Consider the following 23,146-nt stretch of genomic DNA (forward strand, 5'->3'; position numbering starts at 1 on the left):
GCGCGGAGCCGTCGCTGATCGAGCGTCGAAACGGAGAAGATCGCAGAACCGCGAACCGAACGCCGAACGAGAGGGCGAACGGCCTACCGGGCCGCTTCCGCGACGCGCTCGGACTCTTCCTTCTGGCCGATGGCGTACGACTGGACGTCGTAGTCGGCGGCGCCGACGAGCACCTGCGCGAGCGCCTCGGAGGCGTCCTGGGACGTCTTGTAGGAGCCGCGCTGGGTCCCCTCGGCGATGAACTTCAGCGCCTGGTCGACGCGGCGCTGGGGCGCGACGTCGACGGCCTGCGGGACCGAGATGCCGCCGTACTTGAGGCGGACGGTCTCCTCGCGGGGCGCCGCGTTCTCGACCGCGCGCACGAGCACCTGCACCGGGTTCTCCTCGGTGCGCTCGTGGACCTCCTCGAAGGCCTCCTTGACGATCTTCATCGTCTTCTGCTTGTGGCCCGTGTTGTCCTCGGTCTGCATCAGGCGGTTGACGAGCCGCTCGACGATGCTGATCTCGGACTTCTTGAACTGCTTGGATGCGTGGCGGCCCATCGTGTGGGCGATGGGCGTGACGTTGATGTAGCGCTCGGTCGAGGGGTCCGAGTACTCGATCTCGGTGACGTCCCAGACGCCGAACAGCTGGGCGTTCGTCTCCGCTTCCTCGCTGTCGGCGGGGGCGTCGGGTTCGGGGGATTCGCTCTCGGACATCTTAGCGCACCGGCTTTTCGGCGTTGCCGCGGACCAGTTCGATGAGCGAGACGCCGTTGACCTTCTCGACCTTGTAGTTCACGCCCGAGAGGTCGCCCATCGCGCGACCCTTCGCGCCGCCGATCCCGGCGATCGTGACCTCGTCGTGCTCGTCGATGAACGAGATCGCGCCGTCGCCCGGACAGAAGGCGGTGACCTGCTTGCCGTTCTTGATCAGCTGGACCCGGACGCACTTTCGGATCGCCGAGTTGGGCTGCTTCGCTTCGATCCCGACCTTCTCCAGGACGATCCCGCGTCCCTGCGGGGCCCCTTCGAGGGGATCGGACTTCGCACCGAGACCGCGCTCGCGGCGCGCGTACTCCGAGTCGGACCAGCGTCGCTTCTGCCGGTCCTGCTTGAGTTTGCGCGCGGCGTACTTGCCGTTCGCCATAGTGACCCGGAGTTCCCGGCGGAGCTACTTAAGCCTCCCTTTTCGAGCCCGACGAGACGGACGCAGGGCCGATTAGCGACCCCTAAGGAGGATTCTGCGGCCGTCGTTCGGATTCGAGACACCGCCGCTCCGGAGGGGAAAGCGACTGTCCGGCGTAGAGAGCGTGTCGTTGCCGGCGCTCACCGATCGTCGGGATCGATCGCGTCGCCGTCGGCGCCGTCGGCTGAGCCCCGCCCGCCCGCGGCCGACGCGTCGTCCTCGACGTCGACGGACAGCTCGCCGCTGAGTTCGTGGCCCGACGGCGGCCCGAGCGTCAGGCCGACCTCGTCGAAGCGGGACTTCACGCGCCGCCGGAAGTCCGATTTGAGCGTCACCAGATCGACGTCCATCGGGTCGCCGACCCAGAACTCCGCCCGCAGGCGCACCGAGCTCCCCTCGAAGGAGACCAGCCGCGCGGTCGGGTCGGGCTCTTCGAGGATCCGGTCGTCGCCGCGGGCGACCTCGACCAGCTCCCGGAGCGCGAGCTCCGCGTCGTCGCCGTACGCGACGTCGACGACCTCGTCGACGCGGTAGCGCTGGCGCCCGTACGGCCGGGTGAGCGTGTTCGCGGTCAGCTCCGTGTTGGGGACGGTGACCGTCTCGTTGTTCGGCGTCCGGACGCGGGTCACCCGGAAGTCGACCGCCTCGACGACGCCCTCGCCGCCGGGCCAGGCGATCCAGTCGCCGACGTTGAAGTCGGGGTCGGCGACGAGGAAGAGCCCGCTGACGAGCGAGCCGACGACCTGCTGGCTCGATGCGCCGACGACGAGCGTGAGCGCGGCGGCGACGATCGAGAGATCCGTCAGGAGCCGGCCGAAGCCCGCGCCCGCGATCCCGGCGACGAGCGCGAGGAGGATCACGAACGCGTGGAAGTACGTCTGGACGGCCGTCTCGATGGTAGGGTTGTTCCGGTTCCGCGCGACGACCACCCGGACGACCGCCGGGAGGACGAGCAGCCGCCCGACCGCGTACGTCGCGATCGCGGCGATCGCGAAGCCCGAGACCGCGCGCACGATCTCGGCGTAGGGCTCGCCCGCGATCCCGTCGACCGCGCCCGGAGGGACGAGCTGCGCCGGCGGCGCGCTCGCGAGGGAGAGCAGTCCCTGATACACGTCTCCGACAGCGGGACACGAGTACAAAAAGGTGTAGTCGGCGGCGGGGGCCGATCCACTCGGCCCGCGGCCCGGCTACGTCAGTTGGATGTCGTCGATGTCATAGTGCCGCTCGGCGAGCGTCCGCGCGGTCTCGATGTGCTTTCCCTCGGCGCCGATCGCGACGCCGCGGTCGTCCTCGGGCACCTCGACGTAGGCGACGGTCTCGCCGCCCTGCTCGGAGAGGGTGACGTGCCGGACCGCGGCGGGCGCGAGCGCGCTCTCGACGAACGCGGCGGGCGTGTCGGCGTCCTCGACAAGCTCGACGTCGCGGCCGATCGAGTCCTCGACGGTCCGGACGTGTGCGCCGCCCGGGCCGATCGCCGCGCCCATCTCGCCGGCGGCGACCAGGATGACGACCCGCTCGTCGTAGCAGAGACAATCGCGGGCCGTCGCGCCCGTCTCGTCCTCGAAGAGGGCGATGTATCGCCGCGCCTCGTCGGAGAGCGTGATGCGCATCGGGGTCAGTCGTCCGCGCGGTCCGGGGCCGACGCCGAGGAGCCGCCACCGTCCGCCTTGAGCGAGCCCATCCGTAGGTCGACGTCGCCGGTGCCGATCGAGACGGGCTTGCCGACGATGACGTTCTCGATGACGCCGTCGAGGTCGTCCTCCTCGCCGTGGACCGCGGCGTCGAGCAGGTGATTGACCGTCACCTCGAAGGCCGCCCGCGCGAGCACGGAGTCCTTCGAGCCCGAGATGCCGTGGCGCCCGATCGATTCGATCTCGCCGCGGTTCGTCATAATGTCCGCGACGAGCATCAGGTGCCGGACGTTCACGTCGTCGAGACCCTGCTCGCGCAGCGTCTCCATCGTCTCGTCGATGATCGCCTCGCGGGCCGCCTCGATCCCGAGGTTGCGGTAGATCTCGTGGATGTTGTTGCTCGTGGTGCGGGAGGCGTCGACGCCCTCGATCGAGAGCACGTCGCCGAAGGCCGACCCCTCGGTGTAGAGGACGAACTCCTCGCCGTCGGTCCGCTCGTTGTCCTCCTTGCGGATGACGACGCGGGAGATGTCCTCCAGCCCCTTGAACACGATGTCGCGGAGCTCTTCGACCAACTGGAGGAGCCGCCGGTAGCTCGGCTCGTCGGGGCCGAACTCGATGAGCGTCTCCGACCGACGGGTGTCGACGCCGAGGGCGTCCTCGATCGTCTCGGCGATCTCCTGGGCGACGGTGTCGACGTCGTCGACGGTCGGCCACCGCTCGTCCAGCGTGTCCTCGTTGAGGTCGACCTGGACGATCATGTCCGCGACGTTCGTCGAGATGTCGCCGAGCGCGAGGATCTTCGTCGCCTCCATCTGCCAGACGACCTCGTGGGCGCGCTCGCGGTTCTCGGCGTACTCGTCTTCGAGGTGGACCGTCATCATCGGCGTGTCCGGGGTCTTCCGGGCGTCCACGAGCTCGATGAGCCGCGGGAGGCCCTGCGTGACGTCGATCTCGGCGACGCCCGCGTAGTGGAACGTGTTCATCGTCATCTGCGTCCCGGGCTCGCCGATCGACTGCGCGGAGACGGTCCCGACGGGGTCGTGGGCGTCGACGCGGGAGTCCTCGTACCGCGAGTGGATCGCCTGGGCGATCTCGTCGGCCTGCTCGGTGGTGACGCCCTCCCGGTCTTCGATCGTCTCGTAGATGCGGTGCCGGAGGCTCTCGGGCAGGCCGTAGTCCCGCACGATCGCCTCGATGTCGTCTGTGACGTGTTCGTACTCCTCAGTCATCGGACTCCACCTCCAGGCTCTGGGCCTTGTCGAGGCCCGGCCCGGCGTACTCGGAGATGTTCGTCGGCCGCTCCTGCCGGCCGAGGAACTGCTCCTTTTCGGCCTCGGAGTCGAACTCCGCGTCGAGGATGCGGTCGGCGATGTTCTCGACGTCGATCGGGTTCTCCTCGGAGGAGGAGACCTTCACGGGCGAGGTGCCGTCCTCGCCGAACTCGAACTGGACGACCGTCCCCGAGGTGTCGCGGACGGTGCCGTCGTACTGCGCTTCCAGCTCGGAGAGGGCGTTGATCAGCCGGCGCTGGAGGTACCCGGACTTGGAGGTCCGGACGGCCGTGTCGACCAGCCCCTCGCGGCCGCCCATCGCGTGGAAGAAGAACTCCCGCGGGGTCAGCCCGCCGCGGTAGCTGTTCTCGACGAAGCCGTGGGCCTCCGCCGAGAGGTCGTCCGGCTTGTAGTGGCTGAGGGTCCGCCCCTCGTAGCCGCGGTTGATCCGCTCGCCGCGGACGGCCTGCTGGCCGACGCAGCCGGCCATCTGCGTGAGGTTCAGCATCGAGCCACGCGCGCCGGAGCGGGCCATCACCACGGCGGGGTTGTCGTCGCTGAAGTGGTCCTCGGCGATCTCGCCCGCGGAGTCGCGGGCCTTGCCGAGCTGCTGCATAATCTTCATCTCCAGGGTCTCGTCGACCGTCCGGCCGGGGAGCGATTCGAGCTCGCCGGCCTCGTAGATCTCGATGAGCTCCTCGACGCGGTCGTAGGCGCTGCCGATCGCCTCGTCGACCTGCGCTGTGGCCTCGTCCGGGATGGACTCGTCGTCGATCCCGATCGAGAAGCCGAAGTGCATGATCGCGCGCATCGCCAGCGAGGCGACCTCGTTGACGAACACGCGGGCGCGGGTCTTCGAGTGGAGCTTCGCCAGGGTGTCGACGACCTCGCCGCCGAAGGCGCCGACGGCGTCCTCGTCGATCGTCCCCGAGACGAGCCGCCCGTCCTCGATGACGACCTCGTCGCCGGCCGAGGAGGTGAACTCGAGGTTCAGGTCGTCCGGCAGGAGCTCGCTGAAGAGCTGGCGGCCGGTCCAGTAGGGCTCGCCGGTCTCGTCCTCGCCGACCGGCTCGGGGAGCGTGTCGATGCTCGTCGCCCGGAGCAGGTCGAGCGCCTGCGTCTCGGTGAACTCGGGGTTGCCGTTCGTGAGGAGGTAGGTGCCCGAGATGTGGTCCTGGATCGCGCCGATGATGTTCTCGCCGAAGCGCGGGCTGAGCATCTGCTCTTGGACGCGCATCAGGACGCGGGCCTCCGCGCGCGACTCCTCGGTCTGGAGCGCGTGCATGTTCATCTCGTCGCCGTCGAAGTCGGCGTTGTACGGCGGGCAGACGACGGTGTTGAGCCGGAAGGTCTTGTACGGCATCACGACGACCTCGTGGGCCATAATCGACATCCGGTGGAGTGACGGCTGGCGGTTGAAGATCACGATGTCGCCGTCGATCAGGTGGCGGTTGACCTCCCAGCCGGCGTCGATCTTCTCGGCGAGCTCCTCGCAGTTCTTCTCTGTCACCTTCAGCCGGCGGCCGTCGGGGCGTTTGACGTAGTTGGCGCCGGGGTGGCCCTCGGGGCCGTTGCGGACGTACTGCTTGGCCCGGTCGAGGTTCCGCTCGGAGACGTTCATCGTCTGGGTCATCTCGCGGGCGACGCGCTCGGGGACGCCGACCTCGTTGAGCGAGAGGGTGGGGTCCGGCGAGATGACGGTCCGCGCGGAGAAGTTCACGCGCTTGCCCGACAGCGACCCGCGGAAGCGACCCTCCTTGCCCTTCAGGCGCTGACTGAGCGTCTTGAGCGGCCGGCCGGAGCGGTGTCGCGCCGGCGGCGTGCCCGAGATCTCGTTGTCGATGAAGGTCGTGACGTGGTACTGGAGCAGCTCCCAGAGGTCCTCGATGATCAGCTGGGGCGCGCCGGCCTCGCGGTTCTCCATGAACCGCTGATTGATCCGGATGATGTCGACGAGCTTGTGGGTGAGGTCGTCCTCGGAGCGCTGGCCGTTGTCGAGGGTAATCGACGGCCGCGCGGTGACCGGCGGGACCGGCAGGACGGTCAGGATCATCCACTCGGGCCGCGAGCGGCTCGGGTCGATCCCGAGGGTCTCGATGTCCTCGTCGGGGATGTCCTCGAACCAGTCGCGGATGTCCGAGGGCATGAGCTTGTTCATGTCCTCCTCGGTGAGGTCGACGTCGAGCGCCTTCTCGATCTTCTTTCTGTCGTCGCCGACGGGGCGGAACTCCCCGGAGAGGATGTCGTTCACGCGGCTGACGTCGAGGCCGCTCTCCTCGGCGAGCTCCGACGGGGAGACGCCGCCGTCGCCGTCGTCGTCGGGCTGCATCGCCGAGGCGATGCGCTCGGAGTAGTCGCCCGCGAGGACGTCCTGGACCTCGTAGTAGGTGGTTGGCTTCTCGTGTTTGATGTCGTGCTGGGGCGCGCCGCAGTGCGGGCAGCGGCCCGCCTTCCGCGCCTGGCGCACGGCCGACTTCAACACGTCGGTCCAGTCCTCGCCGAGCTCCTCGTTGCGCTGGAGCGCGTCGCGGTACTCGTCCTGCTCGTCGGCCGTCAGCGAGAGGCGACCGCACTCCCGACAGGTCGAGCGGAGCAGGCGGCGGATGAGCTTGGTGAAGCCGACGTGGATGACGGGCGCGGCGAGCTCGATGTGGCCGAAGTGGCCGTTACACGAGCCCGAGTGCGACCCGCAGGTGCGGCACTCCAGGCCGGGATCGATGACGCCCAGCCGGGGGTCCATCAGGCCCATATCGATGGGGTAGCCGTCGTCGTCGTAGGTGTCCGCGGTGATGATCTTCGTCGCGGACATGTCGCGGTACGTCTCGGGGTCCATCAGCCCGAACTGGATGGCGCCGATCTCTTTGGGTGTCTGCATTGACATTGTGTTAGACTGCGTCTTCGAGGTCCAGTCGCGGTCGGATGCCGAGCGCGATCATCTCATCGAGGAGGAGCTTGAACGCGTAGCTGATCTCGATCTCGTGGATGTCGTCCTCGTCGCCGGTGACGGGGTCGTAGATGCGGCGCTGGCCGCGGTCCTCGACGGCGACCATCCCCGTGTCCGCGGAGATGTACACCGTCTCCTTGTCCGAGGAGTCGAGCAGGCGCTCCTGCAACACCATCGCGGCCCCGTGGCCGATGACGGTGTCGCGCTCCATCTCGCCCAGCCGGAGGCCGCCCTCGCGGGCGCGCCCCTCGGTGGGCTGGCGGGTGAGCACCTGCACCGGCCCGCGCGAGCGGGCGTGCAGCTTGTTGCTCACCATGTGGTACAGCTTGTGGTAGAAGATGGTCCCGACGAAGATCTCGGCCTCGATCTTCTCGCCGGTGACGCCGGAGTACATCACCTCTTTGCCGGAGGACTTGAAGCCGTGGTCTTCGAGCGCCCCCCGGAGTTCCTCTTCGTCTTCGCCCTGGAAGGCGGTGCCGTCGACGCGGCGGCCCTCGAGCGCGCCGACCTTGCCGCCGAGCATCTCCAGGACGTGGCCGACCGTCATCCGCGACGGCAGCGCGTGGGGGTTCAACACGAGGTCGGGCACGACGCCCTCCTCGGTGAACGGCATGTCCTCCTGGGGCGCGAGGTGGCCGACGACGCCCTTCTGGCCGTGGCGGGACGCGAACTTGTCCCCGAGTTCGGGGATCCGCTGGTCGCGGACGGAGACCTTCGCCAGTTTGGAGCCGTCCTCGCCCTCCATCAGCGTGACCGTGTCGACGACGCCCGACTCGCCCGAGCGCATCGTCACGGAGGTCTCCCGTCGCTTCTGCGGCGAGAGCCCGCCCATGTCGTCGGGCTCTTCGAGGAACCTGGGAGGAGATGTCTTCCCGAGGAGGACGGAGTTCTCGTCGACCCGGGTTTCGGGGTTGACGAGGCCGTCCTCGTCGAGGTGGGTGTAGGCGTCCTCGCCGCGGGCGCCGCGGACGTCCTGGCTCGGGATCTCGAAGCGGTCCTCCTGACCGCCGGGGTAGCGGCGCTCCTCGCCCTCGTAGGTCCGGAAGAAGTGCGAGCGCGCCATCGCGCGGTCTACCGAGCCCTGGTTCATCACCAGCGCGTCCTCGATGTTGAAACCTTCATACGACATCACGGCGACGACGAAGTTCTGGGCCGCCGGCCGCTCGTCGAACCCGATCTGCTCTGTGGTCTGGGTCTTGACCATCGACAGCTGCGGGTAGTGGAGGAGGTGCTGGCGCGTGTCGGGCCGGATGCGGTAGTTCGCCGCGGGCAGTCCGAGGGACTGCTTCATCATCCCCGCGCCCATCGTAATCCGGGGCGAGGCGTTGTGCTCGGGGTAGGGGATCATCCCCGCGCCGATGCCGAAGATGAGCTGCGGGTCGATTTCGAGGTGCGTGTGATCCTCTGTGACCTCGTCTTCGTCGACGGCGACGTAGATGTCCTCTTCCTCCTCGGCGTCGATGAACTCGACGTAGCCGCGGTCGACGAGGTCCTCGAACTCCAGGGCGCCCTCCTTGACCGCCTGGATCTCGTCGTCGCCGAGCAGCGGTTCGCCGTTCTCGACGACGATCAGCGGGCGCCGCGCCCGCCCGGCGTCGGCGTTGACGATGACCTCGCGGGTCCGCTCTTTCACCGAGACGTTGACCATCTCGCTGACGTCGCCGCGACGCCGCGCTTCTCGGATCTGTTCTGCGAGCTGTTCGGGGTCGGGATGGGTCCCGACCAGACTGCCGTTGACGTAGACTTTCGCCTCGCGTTGTGCCTGAGCCATGTTAGTCGTCCGCGGGTGTTCCGGTTGCCGGCCCCTCGATGCCGGGGATTCCTTCGACGCCCATCGACGCCAGTTCGCGCTTGAGGGCCTGTTCGTCCTCGATGTTCTGCGAGAGCTCCATCGCCTGTGCGAAGTTCTTCACCAGTCCGCAGTTCGGCCCCTCGGGGGTCTCGGAGGGGCAGATGCGACCCCACTGGGTCGCGTGCAGGTCGCGCGCCTCGAAGTGCGGCTGACTCCGCGACAGCGGGCTCCGGAGCCGCCGGAGGTGCGAGAGCACGCCCATGTAGTCCGTCCGGTCGACGAGCTGGGAGACGCCGGAGCGGCCGCCCACCCAGTTGCCCGTCGCGATCGGGTGTTCGAGCCGCTCTGTGAGCACGTCCGAACGGACGACGGTGTTGACCGTGAGCTGCCGATTCCGCATATTCGCCCGTTCGAGCTGGTACTTCACGTCGCGGGCGAGCTTGTTCAGCGCCGTCCGGAAGAGATCCTTCATCAGGTCGCCGGAGACCTTCAGGCGCTTGTTGGCGTAGTGGTCCTTGTCGTCGGACTCGCGGCGACCGAGCGCGAGCTCGAAGCAGGCCTCGGCCATCCGGCAGAGGTAGTACGCCTTGTTGATGCGGACGTCCTCGTCGTCGACGCCGTCCTCGTGGAGGTGCGGGAGGAGGTAGCGGTCGATGACGTAGTTCGCCCGCTTGAGCTGGTAGTTCTTGCCCTGGCCGCCGGCGACGCGCTTGCCGAGCGTCTCGATGGCCTCCTCTTCGGTCTGGACGTCGGCCTCCTCCAGATTTTCGAGCATGAACTTCACGATCTCGGGGTCGTCGGAGACGCGGTGGACGATCTCCTCGTCGGATTCGAGCCCGAGCGCGCGGACGAGCGTCACGAAGTTCACCGAGCCGGAGACCGAGGGGAAGGAGACTTCGAGCAACCCTTCGCGGTTGCGCTCACACAGCACCAGCGCGCGGTACCCGCGGCGCTGGGAGAACGTCTTCGCGACCTGGATCTCGTCGCCGTACTTGGAGTCGTACTCCGCGAGGATCTTGTTGGGCGCGAGGTCCTCGCTCGTCATCAGCACCCGCTCGGAGCCGTTGACGATGAAGTAGCCGCCGGGGTCGACGGGGTCCTCGCCGATCTCGATCAGGTCCTCGTCGGACAGGCCGGCGATGTTGCACTTCGTCGAGCCGACCATGATCGGCATCCGGCCGACCTTCGTCTCGGTGGTGTCGACGACGACCTCCTCTTCTTCCTCGCCGCCGCGCACGATGGACATCTCCATAAACACCGGCGCGGCGTAGGTGATGTTCCGGAGGCGGGCCTCCTGCGGGAACAGCAGCTCCTCGGAGCCGTCGGCCTCGCGGACGCGCGGGGTCTCGACGCGGACGTCGCCGAGCTCGACGAAGACGGGCTCTTCGCCCTCCTTGTCGCCGATGTCGGTCTCGATCCGTTCCTTCTCGGTGACGACGTCCTGCATCCCCCGCTCGAGGAAGTTGTTGAACGAGCGGAAGTGGTGTTCTGCGAGCCGTTCCTCGGAGAAGTACTCGCGCGAGACGACGCGTCGGTCCTGTCGGTTCATTCGATCACCAGTCGGTAGGATACCGCTTTGTCTGTGGTTCGGGAGTCGCGGACGATCTTGACGACGTCGCCGGGCTCGGCCTCGTCGGGGAGCGCCGGGTCGCGCCGCTTGATCTTCGGGAGATCGGTGCGCTTGACGTCGTACTGCGTCAGCATCGACTCGACCTCCTCCTCATCGATGAGCGTGTGCTCTGGGACGAGCTCGTGTTGGCTTACGTCTACCATGTCTTGTGATGGGGTGTGGGTGGTGAAGAAGTTCTCACGGGATACTACAGCCCGGTTCGGATGGGAGCCATTTAACGCTTGCCAACTCCGAGTCGGAGAAGCGCGGCTCACCGCCACGGGGGACCAAACACCCGTGTTGGGTCGACACACGGACGTGGTGAATATAGATGTTGCGGCGATCGCAACGCGGTCGCGACGCGATTTTATATACCATCACGCCGCCAGCAGCCCCGTGACCTGAGAGCGGTCCCGCGGCGGGCTGCGGGTGTCCGGCACGTCGGCGCGGGCGTGGTAGTGCCGGCTGTTCGCCCTTCGTTCGAGCCGAGCCCCGCGTCCGGCCGCTACTCGACGACGAGGCTCGTCCGGTCGTCGACCGCTTCGGCCTCCTCGAAGTCACCGCCGCCGAGCAGGCCGCGAGCGGCGCGTTTGCCCCACTCCACAGCCGGCTGGGAGAACGTCGACACCGACGCCAGCTCGCCGTAGAGCACGCAGGCGGCCTCCATCTCGTAGAGCAGCGAGCCGAGGCTCCGCTCGTCGACCGCGTCGATCTCGATCCGGATCGCCGGCACGCCCGACGCCGCGAGGCTCGCCTCCGTCGCCTCGAACTCGGCGTCGAGCAGGTCGCCGAGCGAGGAGCCGCCGAGGTACGAGAGGCCCGACAGGTCGGTCTCGGGGATGTCGCGGTCGACGCGCTCCTGCGGCCGGACGAGCGTGACGAGCTTGTCCCGCGGCCCGGCGCGGTAGAGCTGGAGCTGGGAGTGCTGGTCGGTCGCGCCGAGCGCCCGCGCCGGCGTCTGTCCGAGCCCGTCCTTGCCCAGGCTCTCGGCCCACAGCTGCGCGAACCACTCGGCGAACGTCTCCAGGCGCTCGGCGTAGGGCATCATCGCGTTCGTGAGCGCGCCGCGCCCGGCGAGCGCGTACGTGGTCGCGCCGTACGCGTAGGCGGACGTCTCGAACAGCGACCCGGAGAGCCCGTCCGCCGCCTCGGCCGCGCCGTCCCTGATCGCGTCGAGGTCGTGGCCCTGGATCGCCGCGACGGCGAGCCCGACCGTCGAGAGCGCCGAGAACCGCCCGGGGACGCCGTCGGGGACCGGAAGCGACGGGAGGTCGTGTTCGGCCGCCAGCCCGCGGAGGTTCCCCTCCTCGCCGGTGGTGACGAACGTCCGTTCGGTCCAGTCGACGCCCGCGTCCGCCATCGCGTCGCGGACGACGAGGAAGTTCGCGAGCGTCTCCGCCGTCGTCCCCGATTTGGAAACCACGTTCACGACCGTCCGGTCGAGCGGCAGCGACGCCAGCAGTTCGGAGACGTGCTCGGGGTCGACGTTGTCGAGGAAGTACGCGTCCGGGTCCGACGGGGCCGAGAGCGCATCGGCGAAAGTGGCCGCGCCCAGGGCGCTCCCGCCGATGCCGACCGTCAGCACGGCGGCCGGATCGTCGAAGGGCGCGACGGCGCTCCTGATCGCGTCGAGGTCGACGGTGTCGGGGAGATTCAGCGCCGCGTAGCCGTGTTCGGCGTTCCGGCGACCGGCCTCGATCCGCTCGTGGGCCGTCGCCACCTGTTCGTCGAGCCGTTCGAGCGACGCCCGCGAGACGCCCGGGGTCGCATCGAGCGCGCTGCCGAGATCGACGTGCATACGCGTCCACTACCGCGCCGGGCGAAAAAGCGGTCGGTTGGGAGCGCGCCGGGCGAGGTCGCGAGCGCGCCGGACCGGTCCGTTGAAACGCCCGCGCGCCCTACGGCGACCGATGGCATCCGACTACGGCGGCGTCTTCGGGGCGTATCCCTACGCCTTCCGGGCCAGCGAGTCGCGGCTGTTCAAGCTCTACGTCGTCGCGAGCGCGCTCGCCGTCGCCCTCATCGGCCTCTTCGTCGGCATCGCGCTGGTCGTCCTCATCGGCCAGACTGCGGCGGTCCAAGGCGGGTCGCTCACGCTCTCGCGGGCGTTCTACGTCGTGATCGGCCTGCTCGTCGTCCTCCCCGCCGTCGCGCCGACGCTCGTCGTCGCGCGTCGGCGGCGGAAGAACGTCGGGGCGTCGGCGCGCCACGAGGCCGCGCTCGCGATCGCGGGGTTCGTCTTCCTGCTGTCGCTGTACCTCGGCCTGGTCGCGTCGATGCCGGAGACGTTCACGCTGGACGGCGAGACGGTGGCCCGGCCGGCGCCGTCGGGGCTCTTCGCCCCGGTGATCGCCGCGCTGTACGCGATCCCGCCCGTCCTCTCGTGGATCGTCCCGCTCTCGGGTGCGTCGCTCGTCGGGATCGCCCACTGGCTCTTCCGCTGACGTGAGCCGGCGCTCATCGTCGAGTCCGCGACGAAACCCGCAAGTGCGCCGGCCGTCTACCGGCGGGCGATGACTGACGCCGATCCCACGAGCGAAGAGCGGATCGAGGGCACCTTCCTCGTGACCGCCGCGGACGACGCCTCGGCGGTCCTGAAGAACGTCGAGAGCGGACAGGTCCACACGCTGTCGTCGAACCCCGGCGTCGAGCGCAACGACGTCGTCGAGGGCGCCGTCTCGCCGGACCCGCCGATGAACGTCTCTTACCGGCTCATCGAGACGGTCTCGCGGCGGTCGCTGTCGGTCGAGCGGAGCGAGGAGCCGCCGACCGCCAACAGCGAGGAGATCGCCGCGTCCCAGGAGGTCGGCGAGCTCACGCGGAAGCCGCGCGCCGGAGACGGCGAGATCCACGTCATCACCGTTCCCGAGGACGACACCGAGGCGGCCGTCGACGACGTCCTCGACGACGAGGAGGGGCTGCTCTCGCGGGCCGCCCGGCTCGACGTGAACCGGGTCGAGATCCGCTCGTCGCCGGGCGTGCTCGCGGTGCGGTACATGCCGTAGTCGGGGCGGACACCGGACGGTCGAACCCGGTCGTGACTCGCAGAGTCGAGCATAAGAAGGCTTATTCGGCGCGGCTCTCCACCGGCATCTATGGTCGAGTTTACGGTACCGGAGGTCGATTACACCCGGTACACGAACCGCCAGCTGGCGGCGATCCCGCTCGCCGTCCTGGTGGTGGCGCTCCTCGTCATCGCGGGCTGGTACGTGATGACGGGATCGCCGGTGAATCAGGGCATCGCGTTCACCGGCGGGACGGAGGTACAGGTGGCGATCGACGGGCCACAGTCCGCGGCCGAACAGCAGATCAGAGACGCCTTCTCGGCCGAGCCCGAGTCGATCCGCTCGGTGCCGGCACAGAGCGTCTACGTCGTGACGTTCCAGTCCGAGGCGGGGTCCGGGGGCGTGAGCGCCTCCGACCTGGAGCAGCAGGCCGAGGCCGCCGGACTCGACGTCCGATCGATCTCGTCGGTCTCGGCGAGCTTCGGCGCGAACACGCAGGTGCTCGCGCTCGGCGGCCTCGCGGTCGCCTTCCTCGGGATGAGCGTGCTCGTCTTCGCGATGTTCCGCGTGTTTGTCCCCTCGGTCGCGGTCGTGCTCTCGGCGTTCTCCGACATCGTCATCCCGGTCGCCCTGATGAACGTCCTCGGGATCGAGCTGTCGCTGGGGACGGTCGCGGCGCTGTTGATGCTCATCGGGTACTCCGTCGACTCGGACATCCTCCTGAATAACCACATCCTGCGCCGCTCGGGCGACTTCTACGAGTCGACTTACCGCGCGATGCGGACGGGTGTGACGATGACGCTGACGTCGATCGCCGCGATGATCGTGATGACGATCACGGCGACGCTGTTCGGGATCCAACTCCTGGCGGCGATCGGGACCGTCCTCGTCTTCGGGCTCGCCGCGGACCTGATGAACACCTACCTCTTGAATCTGAGCCTGCTCCGCTGGTACAAATTCAAGGGGGTGTCCCGCTGATGGTCGACGTCCGCGACAACTGGCGGATCCTGCTCTTGGTCGTGTTCATCCTCGTCTCCGGGTTCGCGCTACTCTCGCCGACGCTCGCGCCCGACGACGGGGGCGCCGGCGGCGACGTCGCCGCCACGAGCAGCGTGACGAACCTCCAGTACGGTCTCGAACTCTCCGGCGGGACCCGCGTCCGCGCCCCGCTCGTGGGCGTCACCGCCGAGGGCGTCGAGTTCGGCGGCGACGACGCCCGGACCGTAGAGCAGGCCGTGGCCGCGGAGCTCGACGGCGCCGGTCCCGCAGACGTCATCGCCCGCGCCGGCACGGCGGCCGGACAGACGACCGCACAGCCGCAGTCGGGGTCGACCGCGACCGTCGAGGTGACCGCCGAGGGCGTCGCGACCGAAGACCTCGCGTCGGCCCTCGACGCCGCCGGCTACGGATACGAAGACGTCCGCGGGGGCGTCACCGAGGCGACCCGCCAGGAGGTCGTGCGGATCCTCCAGAACAAGATCAACGAGGCCGGCCTCTCGGGCGGGACCGTCCAGCAGGTGACGACCGCGCAGGGCGAGAACTACGTCCTCGTCGAGGTGCCGAACCAGGACGCCTCCCAGGTCCGCGAGCTGGTCGCCGAACGCGGGACCGTCGTCATCGAGGCGTACTACCCGACCGACGGCAACTACACGCGAGAGGTCGCCCTCCAGCAGGACGACTTCCAGAGCATCGGAACGGCCCAGGAGGGCCAGAGCACCGGCGCCTACGTCCCCGTGACCGTCCGGGAGTCGATCGCGCCGGAGTTCCAGCAATCGATGGTCGACACCGGCCTCGCCCAGCAGGGCGGGACCCGGTGTACCTACCAGCAGAACCCCAACGGCACCGAGCCGTGTCTCCTGCTCGTCGTCAACGGCGAGGTGACGAACGCCTTCGGGATGAGTCCCGGCCTCGCTGACACGCTCCGGAGCGGTGCCTGGGCGCAGGACCCCGTGTTCCAGCTCCAGACCACGAACATCTCCGAGGCCCAGCAGGTCTCGATCAACCTCCGCGCGGGCGCGCTCCCTGCCCAACTGGACTTCTCGCAGGACAGCGGCGGGACGGTCTCGTACATCTCACCGAGCCAGGGCGCGGACTTCCGCGTGAACTCGCTCATCACCGGGATCATCGCCGTGCTCGCGGTCAGCGGCGTCGTGTTCGTCCGCTACAGCGACGCCCGCGTCGCGGCGCCGATGATCGTGACGGCGCTCTCGGAGGTCGTCATCCTGCTCGGGTTCGCCGCCGGGATCGGCTACCCGCTTGACCTCTCTGTCATCGCCGGCTTCATCGCCGTGATCGGGACCGGCGTCGACGACCTGATCATCATCGCCGACGAGGTGATGGCCGAAGGAGAGATCAACTCCAGGCGCGTCTTCCAGTCGCGCTTCCGGAAGGCGTTCTGGGTGATCGGCGCGGCGGCGGCGACGACCATCCTCGCGATGTCGCCGCTGGCGATCCTCTCGCTCGGCGATCTCCAGGGCTTCGCCATCTTCACCATCCTCGGCGTCCTCGTCGGGGTGCTCATCACCCGGCCGGCCTACGGCGACATCCTCCGGGCGCTGACGACGGTCGACCGCTGAGCGGTCGGCCATCCCCGATCGGAGCGGGAGCCGAGTCGCCGGACGGCTCTCACCCTATGAGAATAGGCGTCTGTTTAAATGCGAACGCGCTCCAAGGCTGAACTGTACCGGGCGACGACTGATGCCGGACGCTCCGACGAACCCAACGATGCCCACTGATCCCCACCCCCTCGACGTCGATTCGCCCGAAGACGACCGCGGCGCAGCCGGCGAGCCGACGCTCTCCAGCCGGCGTTACGTCGCCCGAATCGAGACCTACGAGGACGCCCCCGACGAGTGTACGATCTTCCCGCAGGACGCGGACGCCGACGAGCTCCCGACGACGTGGGTGTCCGCCGAGGCGGGCTCGTACGTCTCGCTCGAAGCGATGCGGTGAATCGCTCCCGGAGCGGCGCCGTTCAGAACTCCGAGAGCCCCGACTGCTCGGCCGCCGCGAGGACGTCCTCGGACGTCGACCACGACGCCCGGGCGCAGTCGGGGAGTTCGCCCGTCGCCTCGACGTAGCGCCGGAGGAACTCCCGCGTCGTCGGATCGCTCGGGTACCCGCTCCCGACGGGGCCGTACTCTGCGAATTCGTCGTCGAGCGCCTCGATTCTGGCGTCGCGTTCGACCTTCGCGACGACCGACGCGGCCGCGACGAGCGGATACGTCTCGTCGGCGCCGTGTTCGGCGTACACCGCGACCGACGGACCGCCATCGCTCGCGCGCTCGCGGACGCGGCGCGCGAACCGCGACTCGCTCACGTCGCCCGCGTCGGCGACGACCCGGTCGCCCTCGCGAGCGACCGCCGCGACGGCCTCGGCGTGCGCCGCGACCGTCAGGGAGTTCATATCCGTCTCGGGGTCGTCGATGCGCTCGGTCGGGACGACGGCGACGCCGACGTCGACGTCGGGAGACGTCCGAAGCGCCTCGGCGAGGTCGCGTCGCGTCGCCGGCGAGAGCCGCTTCGAGTCGTCGACGTCGTCCGGAATCCGGGCGGGCGCGGCGCGGACGGCGGCGGCGACCATCGGGCCGAGCACGGGGCCCTTTCCGGCCTCGTCGGTGCCGATGGCGACCTCGTCGGGGTGTGCGTCCGTCGCCCCCTCCTCGTCGTCGCGGTCGTGGGTCATTCCGCGGCGTTCGGGGCGTCGGCGTCGCCCGCGTCGTCGGTGCTCTCGTCGTCCATTCCGTCTCCGCCGTCGACTGCCGATTCGAGGAAGTACGCCTCGTCCTCGAAGTCCCCCTCCTCGCCGTAGACGCCGACGACGTCCAGCGCCGTCACCTCGGCGTCGACGCCGAGCAGGCCGGCGAGGCTCGGCTCGGTCCGCCCCTCGTCGCCGGAGACGAGCTCCTTGATGTAGAGGCCGCCCTCGCCGTGGATTTCGACGGTGGCGTGGTAGGCGTCCTCGCGCTCGCCGTCGGCCTCGTAGACCGACCGTTCGCGGGTGAGATTCGCCCGGCGGTGATCGACGCGGTGGGGCGTGTACTGCTCGATCGTGGCGCCTTCCAGTTCCGCGAGCGCGTCGGCGAGGGCGTCGTCGTCGACGGCGTCGCCGAACTCGACCTCGGCGCGGTACCGCTTCGAGGCGTCCAGGCCCTTGACGCGCTCGACCATCTCGTAGGTCGCGAGCCGCAGTCCCTCGACCTCGACCTTCCCCCCGGCGAAGGCGTTGATGTCGCCCTCCAGGCGCTCGGTGTCGACCCGGCGGCGCCGCGGCTCCATCACCTCGATGACGAACGGCCGGCCGGTGCCGAGCATCCGCGCGTCGACGTCCTCGCGGCCGGCGCCGTGGAACTTCGCGTCGGTGCCGTCCATCACGTCGCGGACGACCGGCGCGGTCAGGCCCTCGACGCTGTCCTGGTAGAGGTAGCCGGTCCCCTCGCAGGTCTCACACTGCTGTTTGCCGACGTAGCCCGAGCCGTCACAGTCGCTGCAGGGCCACTCCGTCTGCGGGATGTCGCGTTCGAGCTTCCGGTAGCGCCCGTAGACGAACGCCGAGTGGACGTCGACCTCGACGCGATCGGCTTCCAGGTCGAGCGTGAACTGCACGTCCGGGCGCCCGAACTCCACGGTCGTGTCGGTGCGGCGGCCGACGCGCTTGCCCACCTCGCGGTTGAACTCCGACTTGAAGAGTTCGCCCGCCTCGGGGTCGAGGCCGGCGGTCTCCCGGAGGAGTTCCTCGTTCTCCTCGATCAGCGGTGGGGTCCGGGTGCCGACCTGGTAGGTGTCGAACGCCGTATCGGAAACGGCGTCGGCACAGCGCGCGGCCCACTCGTCGAACTCGGCGCACCGGCCCTCGCAGACCCAGCAGGACTCGGTGTCGACCGGCTCGTGGGGCTCGTCGTCGTCGAGCGCGGCGGCGATCCGCAGGCTCCGGCCGCGGTCTTCGTTCGTGAGCCCGTGGCTCCGGTCGGCGAAGACCCGGCCGAGACAGGCGTCACAGACCGGGTCCTGCGCGGCGAGCGCGCGGGCGTCGTCGAGGATGCTCATACCGCTACGAACGGGGCGCAGGGCTTCTGTCTTGTCCTTCGGCCCGTGAGGATCGGCGATCAGACGACGCCCGCGACGCCCGAGAGCCACCAGACGGCGGCGAGCCCGGCGGCGCCGACCGCGACCGTCAGGAGGAGTATGCCCAGACCGAGCGCGGCCACGACTCGGCGGTCCCGGCGCTCGCCCCGCGGGTCGTCGAGCCGCGCTTCCAGGAGGCGGACGTTCCGGTCGTTCGCGCGCCAGACCGCGTCGAACGCGTCGCCGACGAGCGGGAGCGAGCCGACGACGGCGTCGACGAGGACGTGGAGGCACATCCGCGCGAGCGTCGCCCGCGGGACGCCCAGCGCCGCGGCCTCGGCGATCACGTAGGCCGAGAGCGCGCCCGCGGCGGCGTCGCCGACGCCCGGGAGCAGGCCCAAGACGGGGTCGAGGCCGACGCGGACGTTCGTGCCCGGAATCGCGACCGCGCTGTCGAGCGCGCGGCTGAGGCGACGGACGCGGGCCAGCCGCACGCGCTCGGCCTCGGTCAGGTCGGCGGCTCGGGGTAGTCGGGCGTCGGCGTCCTCGTCGCGGACGGGAGCGGGGGCGTCTCCGGGCGGCGACTCGTTCGCGCGGGTCACGGTCCATAGACGTCCGGCGGGGGCATCGGCGTTTCGCTCCGCCGGCGGACCCGCCGCTTTGATCGCTCGCGTCGCGCGCCCGCCGCTCCGCCGAGAGGCGGCCCGACCGGCCGCCTTCGTGGTCCTTAGGTCCGCCGAGCCCGAACCGGACGGTAATGGGAACGCCCGCGATCGAGATACGCGACCTGCGGAAGTCCTACGGCGACGTACAGGCGCTGGACGGGATCGACCTCACCGTGCCCGAGGGCTCCTTCTTCGGTCTGCTCGGTCCCAACGGCGCGGGGAAGACGACGTTCATCAACGTCCTCGTCGGCCTAGTCCGCAAGAGCGGCGGGACGGCGCGCGTGTTCGGCCACGACGTCGAAGACGACTACCGGTCGGCGCGCGACCACATCGGCCTCGCGCCCCAGGAGTTCAACGTCGACCGCTTCTTTCCGATCCGCGAGGTCCTAGAGCACAAGGCCGGCTACCACGGCGTCCCGCGGGACGAAGCCGCCGAGAGGGCCGATGAGGTGCTCAAGCGCGTCGGCATCTACGACAAGCGCGACACCCGCTTCGACTGGCTCTCCGGCGGGATGAAGCGCCGCTTTATGCTCGCGCGGGCGCTCATCACCGATCCCGACCTCCTGATCCTCGACGAGCCGACCGCCGGCGTCGACGTCCAGCTCCGGCGCGAGCTCTGGGAGACCATCGTCGACCTCAATCAGCGCGGGACGACGGTCCTGCTCACGACCCACTACATCGAGGAGGCAGAGCGGCTCTGCGACGAGGTCGCGATCCTGGATTCGGGCCGCGTCGTCGACGTCGCCAGCCCCGAGGAGCTGATGGACCGCGGCACCGACGACGTCGTGATCAAACTGCGCGAGGCGCCGACCGCCGTGCCCGACTTCGCGGCCGAGGACGACCGCGTCGAGGAGGTCGACCTCGACGGGGAGCGCCTCGTCGTCACCGCGCGGCAGGGCGGCCTCGTCGCGCCCGATCTCGTCCGACAGCTCGACCGCGCGGGACACGAGATCGTCGACCTGGAGATCCAGCGGACCTCCCTGGAGGAGGTCTTCGTCGAGATGACTCGCCCCGAGGAAGAGCGCGCGACCCCGGAGGTGGCGGTCGAATGAGCTCCGAGACGCGGAGCGATCGGGCCTCCGAGTCGGCCGGTCGCACGGGCCTCACGGGCTTCGTCTCGCTCCTGCGGCGTGAGGTCCTGCGGTTCATCCGCCGGCCGCGCAACACCTTCGTCCCGCCGTTCATCACGAACGTCCTCTACTTCTCGGTGTTCGGCGTCATCCTCGGCGAGCGGATCGACGAGATCGCCGGCGTCCCGTACATCCTCTTCATCCTCCCCGGGCTGGTGGTGCTGGGCGCGATCTCGAACGCCTTCGAGAACACCTCGTTCAACATCTTCCACGGCCGGTGGAACCGCTACATCGAGGAGGTGCTGACCTCGCCGCTCTCGTATCGAACGATGGTCGGCGCGTACGTGCTCGCGGCGGCGATCCGCGGCGCGATCGTCGGGGTCCTGATCGCGCTCATCGGCGCGTTCTTCACCTCCGTCGGCGCGGCCCAGCCGTTCTACCTCGTCGCGTTCGGCGTCGTCATCACGGTGCTCTTCGCGGGCCTCGGCGTCGTCGCCGGGCTCTGGGCCGACGACTTCGACGACCTGACGATGCTGAATCAGTTCATCCTGCGTCCGCTGGTCTTCTTCGGCGGCGTGTTCTACTCGCTGAACGAACTGCCGGAGACGGTCCAGCAGGTGTCGCTCCTGAATCCGATGATCTATATGGTCAACGGCGTCCGGTACGGCTTCCTCGGCGTCAGCGAGGTCGATCCGAACGCGTCCCTCGCGGTCCTGACCGGGCTCGCGGTCGCGGTCGTCGCGCTCGACGTCGCGCTCTTCCGGCGCGGGTACGGCCTGACCGACTGATAGTGATTACTCTCGTCTCTTACCGCCGAACGCCGTTACCGGGGGTGGCGTTCGGCGGTAAACAGTGAGAGTAATCTCTATGAGGCGCGAATGGGGTTCGCTCAGGTGGTCTGCTGACCTCCCGTTGGTGAAATCGCATTTTGTGCCACACGAACCCCTTTAGGGCGACACCCCTACCTCGGTGATGCAGTATGAGCAGTAACTCATCCGCGACCTCGGCGAAGGCGATATTCGTCGTCGCCGTCGTCGCGGCCGTCCTGGTGAGTGCGGTGCTCGCCCCCGTTGCCCACGACTACGCGACCTCCGCCCAGTCCGACGGGACGGTGTCGGTCATCACGGTCTCCGGCACCATCTCGTCGACGACGGTGGACGGGATCGCAGAGGACCTCCGCAACGCGCGGACCAACGAGTCCGTCAAGGCGGTCGTCCTCAAGGTGGACAGCGGCGGCGGGGCCGTCGCTCCCAGCGAGCGATTGTACCTCGAAGTGTTACGAACAGCAGAAGAGATGCCGGTCGTCGCGTCCGTCCAGGGCGTCGGCGCCTCGGGCGCGTACTACGGGATGCTGCCGGCCGACGAGATCTACGTCCTCTCTTCCTCGCAGGTCGGGAGCGTCGGCGTGATCGGGACCGGCGGGACCACCCCGCTTCCGGACTCCGTCATCCGCACGGGGCCCGACAAGGCCCAGCCGACGACCGATCAGCGACGGCGGACGATCGAGTCGCTCAAGCGGCAGTTCGTCGGGCGCGTGATGGAGCACCGCGGCGAGACCATCACCCTCTCGCGCGAGGAGGTCGCCTACGCGAAGACCTACCTCGGGCCGGAGGCCGTCCAGAACGGCTACGCCGACGACATCGGCGCGCTCCCGACGGCGATCGACCGCGCGGCCGAGATGGCCGGGATGGACAACTACGACGTGGCCAGACAGGAGCCGCCGAGTTCGCTCGGCCTGATCCTCCTGGCCAGCGACACCGACAACGGCACGATGATCTACAAACGGAGCGATCGGACGAACGGGCTCGCCCCCGTCACGCAACCGCTGATGGTGGACGAAATCCCCTACTACGACCCGGAGGTGTCGGCGAATGCAAGCGCGTGACCTCACCCGTCCCGCGATCGCGTTCGTCGTCATCGTCGGACTGGTCGTCGGGGCCTCGGCGGTCGCCCCGCTCGTCCTCGGCGGCGGCACGCCCGAGGTGACGAACCTCGCCCAGCAGCAGACCGACGCCGACGCGGTCCGCGTCGCCGCCGCCGAGGAGAGCGGCGAGATCACGATGGACAGCGACGCCGAGAGCAAGACGATCCTCATCGATCAGGCCCACGGGAACGACCTCTCCGACGAGAAGCTCTCGACGCTCGTGAACACGCTCGTCGAGAACGGCCACGAGGTCCGCGTCGTGACCCAAGACCAGGCCCGCGGCGAGGCGTGGAACGAGTCGCTGCGGAGCGCCGACGCGTTCCTCGTCGCTAACCCGAGCCAGCCGTACACGCCGTCGCAGCTCGCGGGCGTCCGCGCCTTCAACGACGCCGGCGGCCGGGTCCTCCTGCTGTCGGATCCGCCCTCCTCCGGCGGCTCGGTGATCAGCCTGCTCGGGGTGGCCGTCTCCCAGCCGTCGAGCGGCGGCCCCAGCCTGAACTCGGCGTTCGGCGTCTCCGCGCAGTCCGGCTACCTGTTCAATATGCAGGAGTACGAGACCAACTTCCAGAGCGTCTACGCGACGCCCGGAAGCGGCTCGCTCTCGGAGGGCGTCGACCGGGCCGTCTTCCACGACGCGGCCGCGGTCTCGACCGCGGACGGCCAGACCGCGCTGTCGACGACCGAGGGGACGAAGCTCTCGACGACGCGCCGCGCCGACACCTACGCGGTGGCGGTGCAGTCCGGCGACGTCGCGATGGTCGGCGACACCGACTTCCTCGCGCCGACGAATGCCTACGTCGCGAGCAACGAAGCCTTCATCGGCAACCTCGCGGACTTCCTCGTGAGCGGCCAGAAGACCGGGAACGCCCCGGCGCCGCCGTCCTCGGGATCGCCGACGGGACCGACCGCGCCGACGCGGCCGACGGCGGTCTGAGACGCGCGGTCGATTCGGACTAAGATCGCCGCTCCCGCGTTCTCCGTCCGCTCTCGGAGCGAAAGCG

Annotated in this window: 22 protein-coding genes; 9 read left to right on the plus strand and 13 right to left on the minus strand. The window is 69.2% G+C overall.

Features of this window, described 5'->3' with window-relative positions; translation table 11 throughout:
- Positions 1 to 83 precede the first annotated feature (83 nt).
- The 10 genes from OS889_RS00255 to OS889_RS00300 form a co-directional block, all read right to left on the minus strand.
- Positions 84 to 698 carry a 30S ribosomal protein S7 gene (locus tag OS889_RS00255; protein WP_372386476.1) on the minus strand — a complete coding sequence of 205 codons (615 nt, stop codon included), beginning with the start codon at positions 696 to 698 and terminating at the stop codon, positions 84 to 86.
- Position 699: 1 nt separating this feature from the next.
- Positions 700 to 1,128, minus strand: coding sequence for a 30S ribosomal protein S12 (locus OS889_RS00260; protein WP_372386477.1), 429 nt, complete (start codon positions 1,126 to 1,128; stop codon positions 700 to 702).
- A 179-nt stretch (positions 1,129 to 1,307) separates the two neighbouring features.
- Positions 1,308 to 2,279: a mechanosensitive ion channel family protein gene (locus OS889_RS00265; protein ID WP_372386478.1), complete on the minus strand. Its 972-nt coding sequence runs from the start codon at positions 2,277 to 2,279 to the stop codon at positions 1,308 to 1,310.
- Positions 2,280 to 2,354: 75 nt separating this feature from the next.
- Positions 2,355 to 2,777, minus strand: coding sequence for a NusA-like transcription termination signal-binding factor (locus OS889_RS00270; protein WP_372386479.1), 423 nt, complete (start codon positions 2,775 to 2,777; stop codon positions 2,355 to 2,357).
- A gap of 5 nt (positions 2,778 to 2,782) precedes the next feature.
- Complete coding sequence (rpoA2, locus tag OS889_RS00275) at positions 2,783 to 4,030, minus strand: DNA-directed RNA polymerase subunit A'' (RefSeq protein ID WP_372386480.1); 1,248 nt, start codon at positions 4,028 to 4,030, stop codon at positions 2,783 to 2,785.
- On the minus strand, positions 4,023 to 6,947 hold the full coding sequence (locus OS889_RS00280) for a DNA-directed RNA polymerase subunit A' (RefSeq protein WP_372386481.1): 2,925 nt from the start codon (positions 6,945 to 6,947) through the stop codon (positions 4,023 to 4,025). The genes rpoA2 and OS889_RS00280 overlap by 8 nt, the downstream gene beginning before the upstream one ends.
- 10 nt (positions 6,948 to 6,957) lie before the next feature.
- Complete coding sequence (rpoB, locus tag OS889_RS00285) at positions 6,958 to 8,787, minus strand: DNA-directed RNA polymerase subunit B (protein WP_372386482.1); 1,830 nt, start codon at positions 8,785 to 8,787, stop codon at positions 6,958 to 6,960.
- Between the two features lies 1 nt (position 8,788).
- Positions 8,789 to 10,357 carry a DNA-directed RNA polymerase subunit B'' gene (locus tag OS889_RS00290; protein ID WP_372386483.1) on the minus strand — a complete coding sequence of 523 codons (1,569 nt, stop codon included), beginning with the start codon at positions 10,355 to 10,357 and terminating at the stop codon, positions 8,789 to 8,791.
- Positions 10,354 to 10,581: a DNA-directed RNA polymerase subunit H gene (locus OS889_RS00295; protein WP_372386484.1), complete on the minus strand. Its 228-nt coding sequence runs from the start codon at positions 10,579 to 10,581 to the stop codon at positions 10,354 to 10,356. The genes OS889_RS00290 and OS889_RS00295 overlap by 4 nt, the downstream gene beginning before the upstream one ends.
- A 341-nt stretch (positions 10,582 to 10,922) precedes the next feature.
- A complete protein-coding gene (locus tag OS889_RS00300; protein ID WP_372386485.1) occupies positions 10,923 to 12,215 on the minus strand; it encodes a phosphoglucose isomerase-related protein in 1,293 nt (430 codons plus the stop codon).
- Between the two features lie 112 nt (positions 12,216 to 12,327).
- Between OS889_RS00300 and OS889_RS00305 the strand changes: the two genes are divergently transcribed.
- From OS889_RS00305 to OS889_RS00325, 5 genes are all read left to right on the plus strand, one after another.
- Positions 12,328 to 12,861 (plus strand): DUF8056 family protein, encoded by a 534-nt coding sequence (locus tag OS889_RS00305; protein ID WP_372386486.1) that lies wholly within the window; start codon positions 12,328 to 12,330, stop codon positions 12,859 to 12,861.
- Positions 12,862 to 12,930: 69 nt separating this feature from the next.
- A complete protein-coding gene (locus tag OS889_RS00310) occupies positions 12,931 to 13,422 on the plus strand; it encodes a DUF5812 family protein (RefSeq protein WP_372386487.1) in 492 nt (163 codons plus the stop codon).
- A gap of 90 nt (positions 13,423 to 13,512) precedes the next feature.
- Positions 13,513 to 14,400, plus strand: a complete 888-nt coding sequence (secF, locus tag OS889_RS00315) for a protein translocase subunit SecF (protein ID WP_372386488.1) — start codon at positions 13,513 to 13,515, stop codon at positions 14,398 to 14,400.
- Positions 14,400 to 15,998: a preprotein translocase subunit SecD gene (locus tag OS889_RS00320; RefSeq protein WP_372386489.1), complete on the plus strand. Its 1,599-nt coding sequence runs from the start codon at positions 14,400 to 14,402 to the stop codon at positions 15,996 to 15,998. The genes secF and OS889_RS00320 overlap by 1 nt, the downstream gene beginning before the upstream one ends.
- Before the next feature lie 148 nt (positions 15,999 to 16,146).
- Complete coding sequence (locus tag OS889_RS00325) at positions 16,147 to 16,374, plus strand: DUF7511 domain-containing protein (protein ID WP_372386490.1); 228 nt, start codon at positions 16,147 to 16,149, stop codon at positions 16,372 to 16,374.
- A gap of 22 nt (positions 16,375 to 16,396) precedes the next feature.
- Here the strand turns inward: OS889_RS00325 and rnhB are convergent, their stop codons facing one another.
- The 3 genes from rnhB to OS889_RS00340 are packed head-to-tail and all read right to left on the minus strand — an operon-like array spanning position 16,397 to position 19,088.
- Entirely contained in the window at positions 16,397 to 17,107 is a 711-nt protein-coding gene (gene rnhB, locus OS889_RS00330; RefSeq protein WP_372386491.1) for a ribonuclease HII, read from the minus strand.
- Complete coding sequence (locus OS889_RS00335; RefSeq protein WP_372386492.1) at positions 17,104 to 18,468, minus strand: tRNA pseudouridine(54/55) synthase Pus10; 1,365 nt, start codon at positions 18,466 to 18,468, stop codon at positions 17,104 to 17,106. The genes rnhB and OS889_RS00335 overlap by 4 nt, the downstream gene beginning before the upstream one ends.
- Positions 18,469 to 18,527: 59 nt before the next feature.
- On the minus strand, positions 18,528 to 19,088 hold the full coding sequence (locus OS889_RS00340) for a DUF4112 domain-containing protein (RefSeq protein ID WP_372386493.1): 561 nt from the start codon (positions 19,086 to 19,088) through the stop codon (positions 18,528 to 18,530).
- Between the two features lie 155 nt (positions 19,089 to 19,243).
- Between OS889_RS00340 and OS889_RS00345 the strand changes: the two genes are divergently transcribed.
- The 4 genes from OS889_RS00345 (at position 19,244) to OS889_RS00360 (ending at position 23,079) form a co-directional block, all read left to right on the plus strand.
- Positions 19,244 to 20,203: an ABC transporter ATP-binding protein gene (locus OS889_RS00345; RefSeq protein WP_372386494.1), complete on the plus strand. Its 960-nt coding sequence runs from the start codon at positions 19,244 to 19,246 to the stop codon at positions 20,201 to 20,203.
- On the plus strand, positions 20,200 to 21,009 hold the full coding sequence (locus tag OS889_RS00350) for an ABC transporter permease (RefSeq protein WP_372386495.1): 810 nt from the start codon (positions 20,200 to 20,202) through the stop codon (positions 21,007 to 21,009). The genes OS889_RS00345 and OS889_RS00350 overlap by 4 nt, the downstream gene beginning before the upstream one ends.
- A 191-nt stretch (positions 21,010 to 21,200) precedes the next feature.
- Complete coding sequence (locus OS889_RS00355) at positions 21,201 to 22,106, plus strand: S49 family peptidase (protein WP_372386496.1); 906 nt, start codon at positions 21,201 to 21,203, stop codon at positions 22,104 to 22,106.
- On the plus strand, positions 22,093 to 23,079 hold the full coding sequence (locus OS889_RS00360) for a DUF4350 domain-containing protein (RefSeq protein ID WP_372386497.1): 987 nt from the start codon (positions 22,093 to 22,095) through the stop codon (positions 23,077 to 23,079). The genes OS889_RS00355 and OS889_RS00360 overlap by 14 nt, the downstream gene beginning before the upstream one ends.
- Positions 23,080 to 23,146: the final 67 nt, after the last annotated feature.

Origin of the sequence: Halobellus sp. MBLA0158 (assembly GCF_041477585.1) — an archaeon.
Classification (GTDB): Archaea; Halobacteriota; Halobacteria; order Halobacteriales; family Haloferacaceae; genus Haloquadratum; species Haloquadratum rubicundus.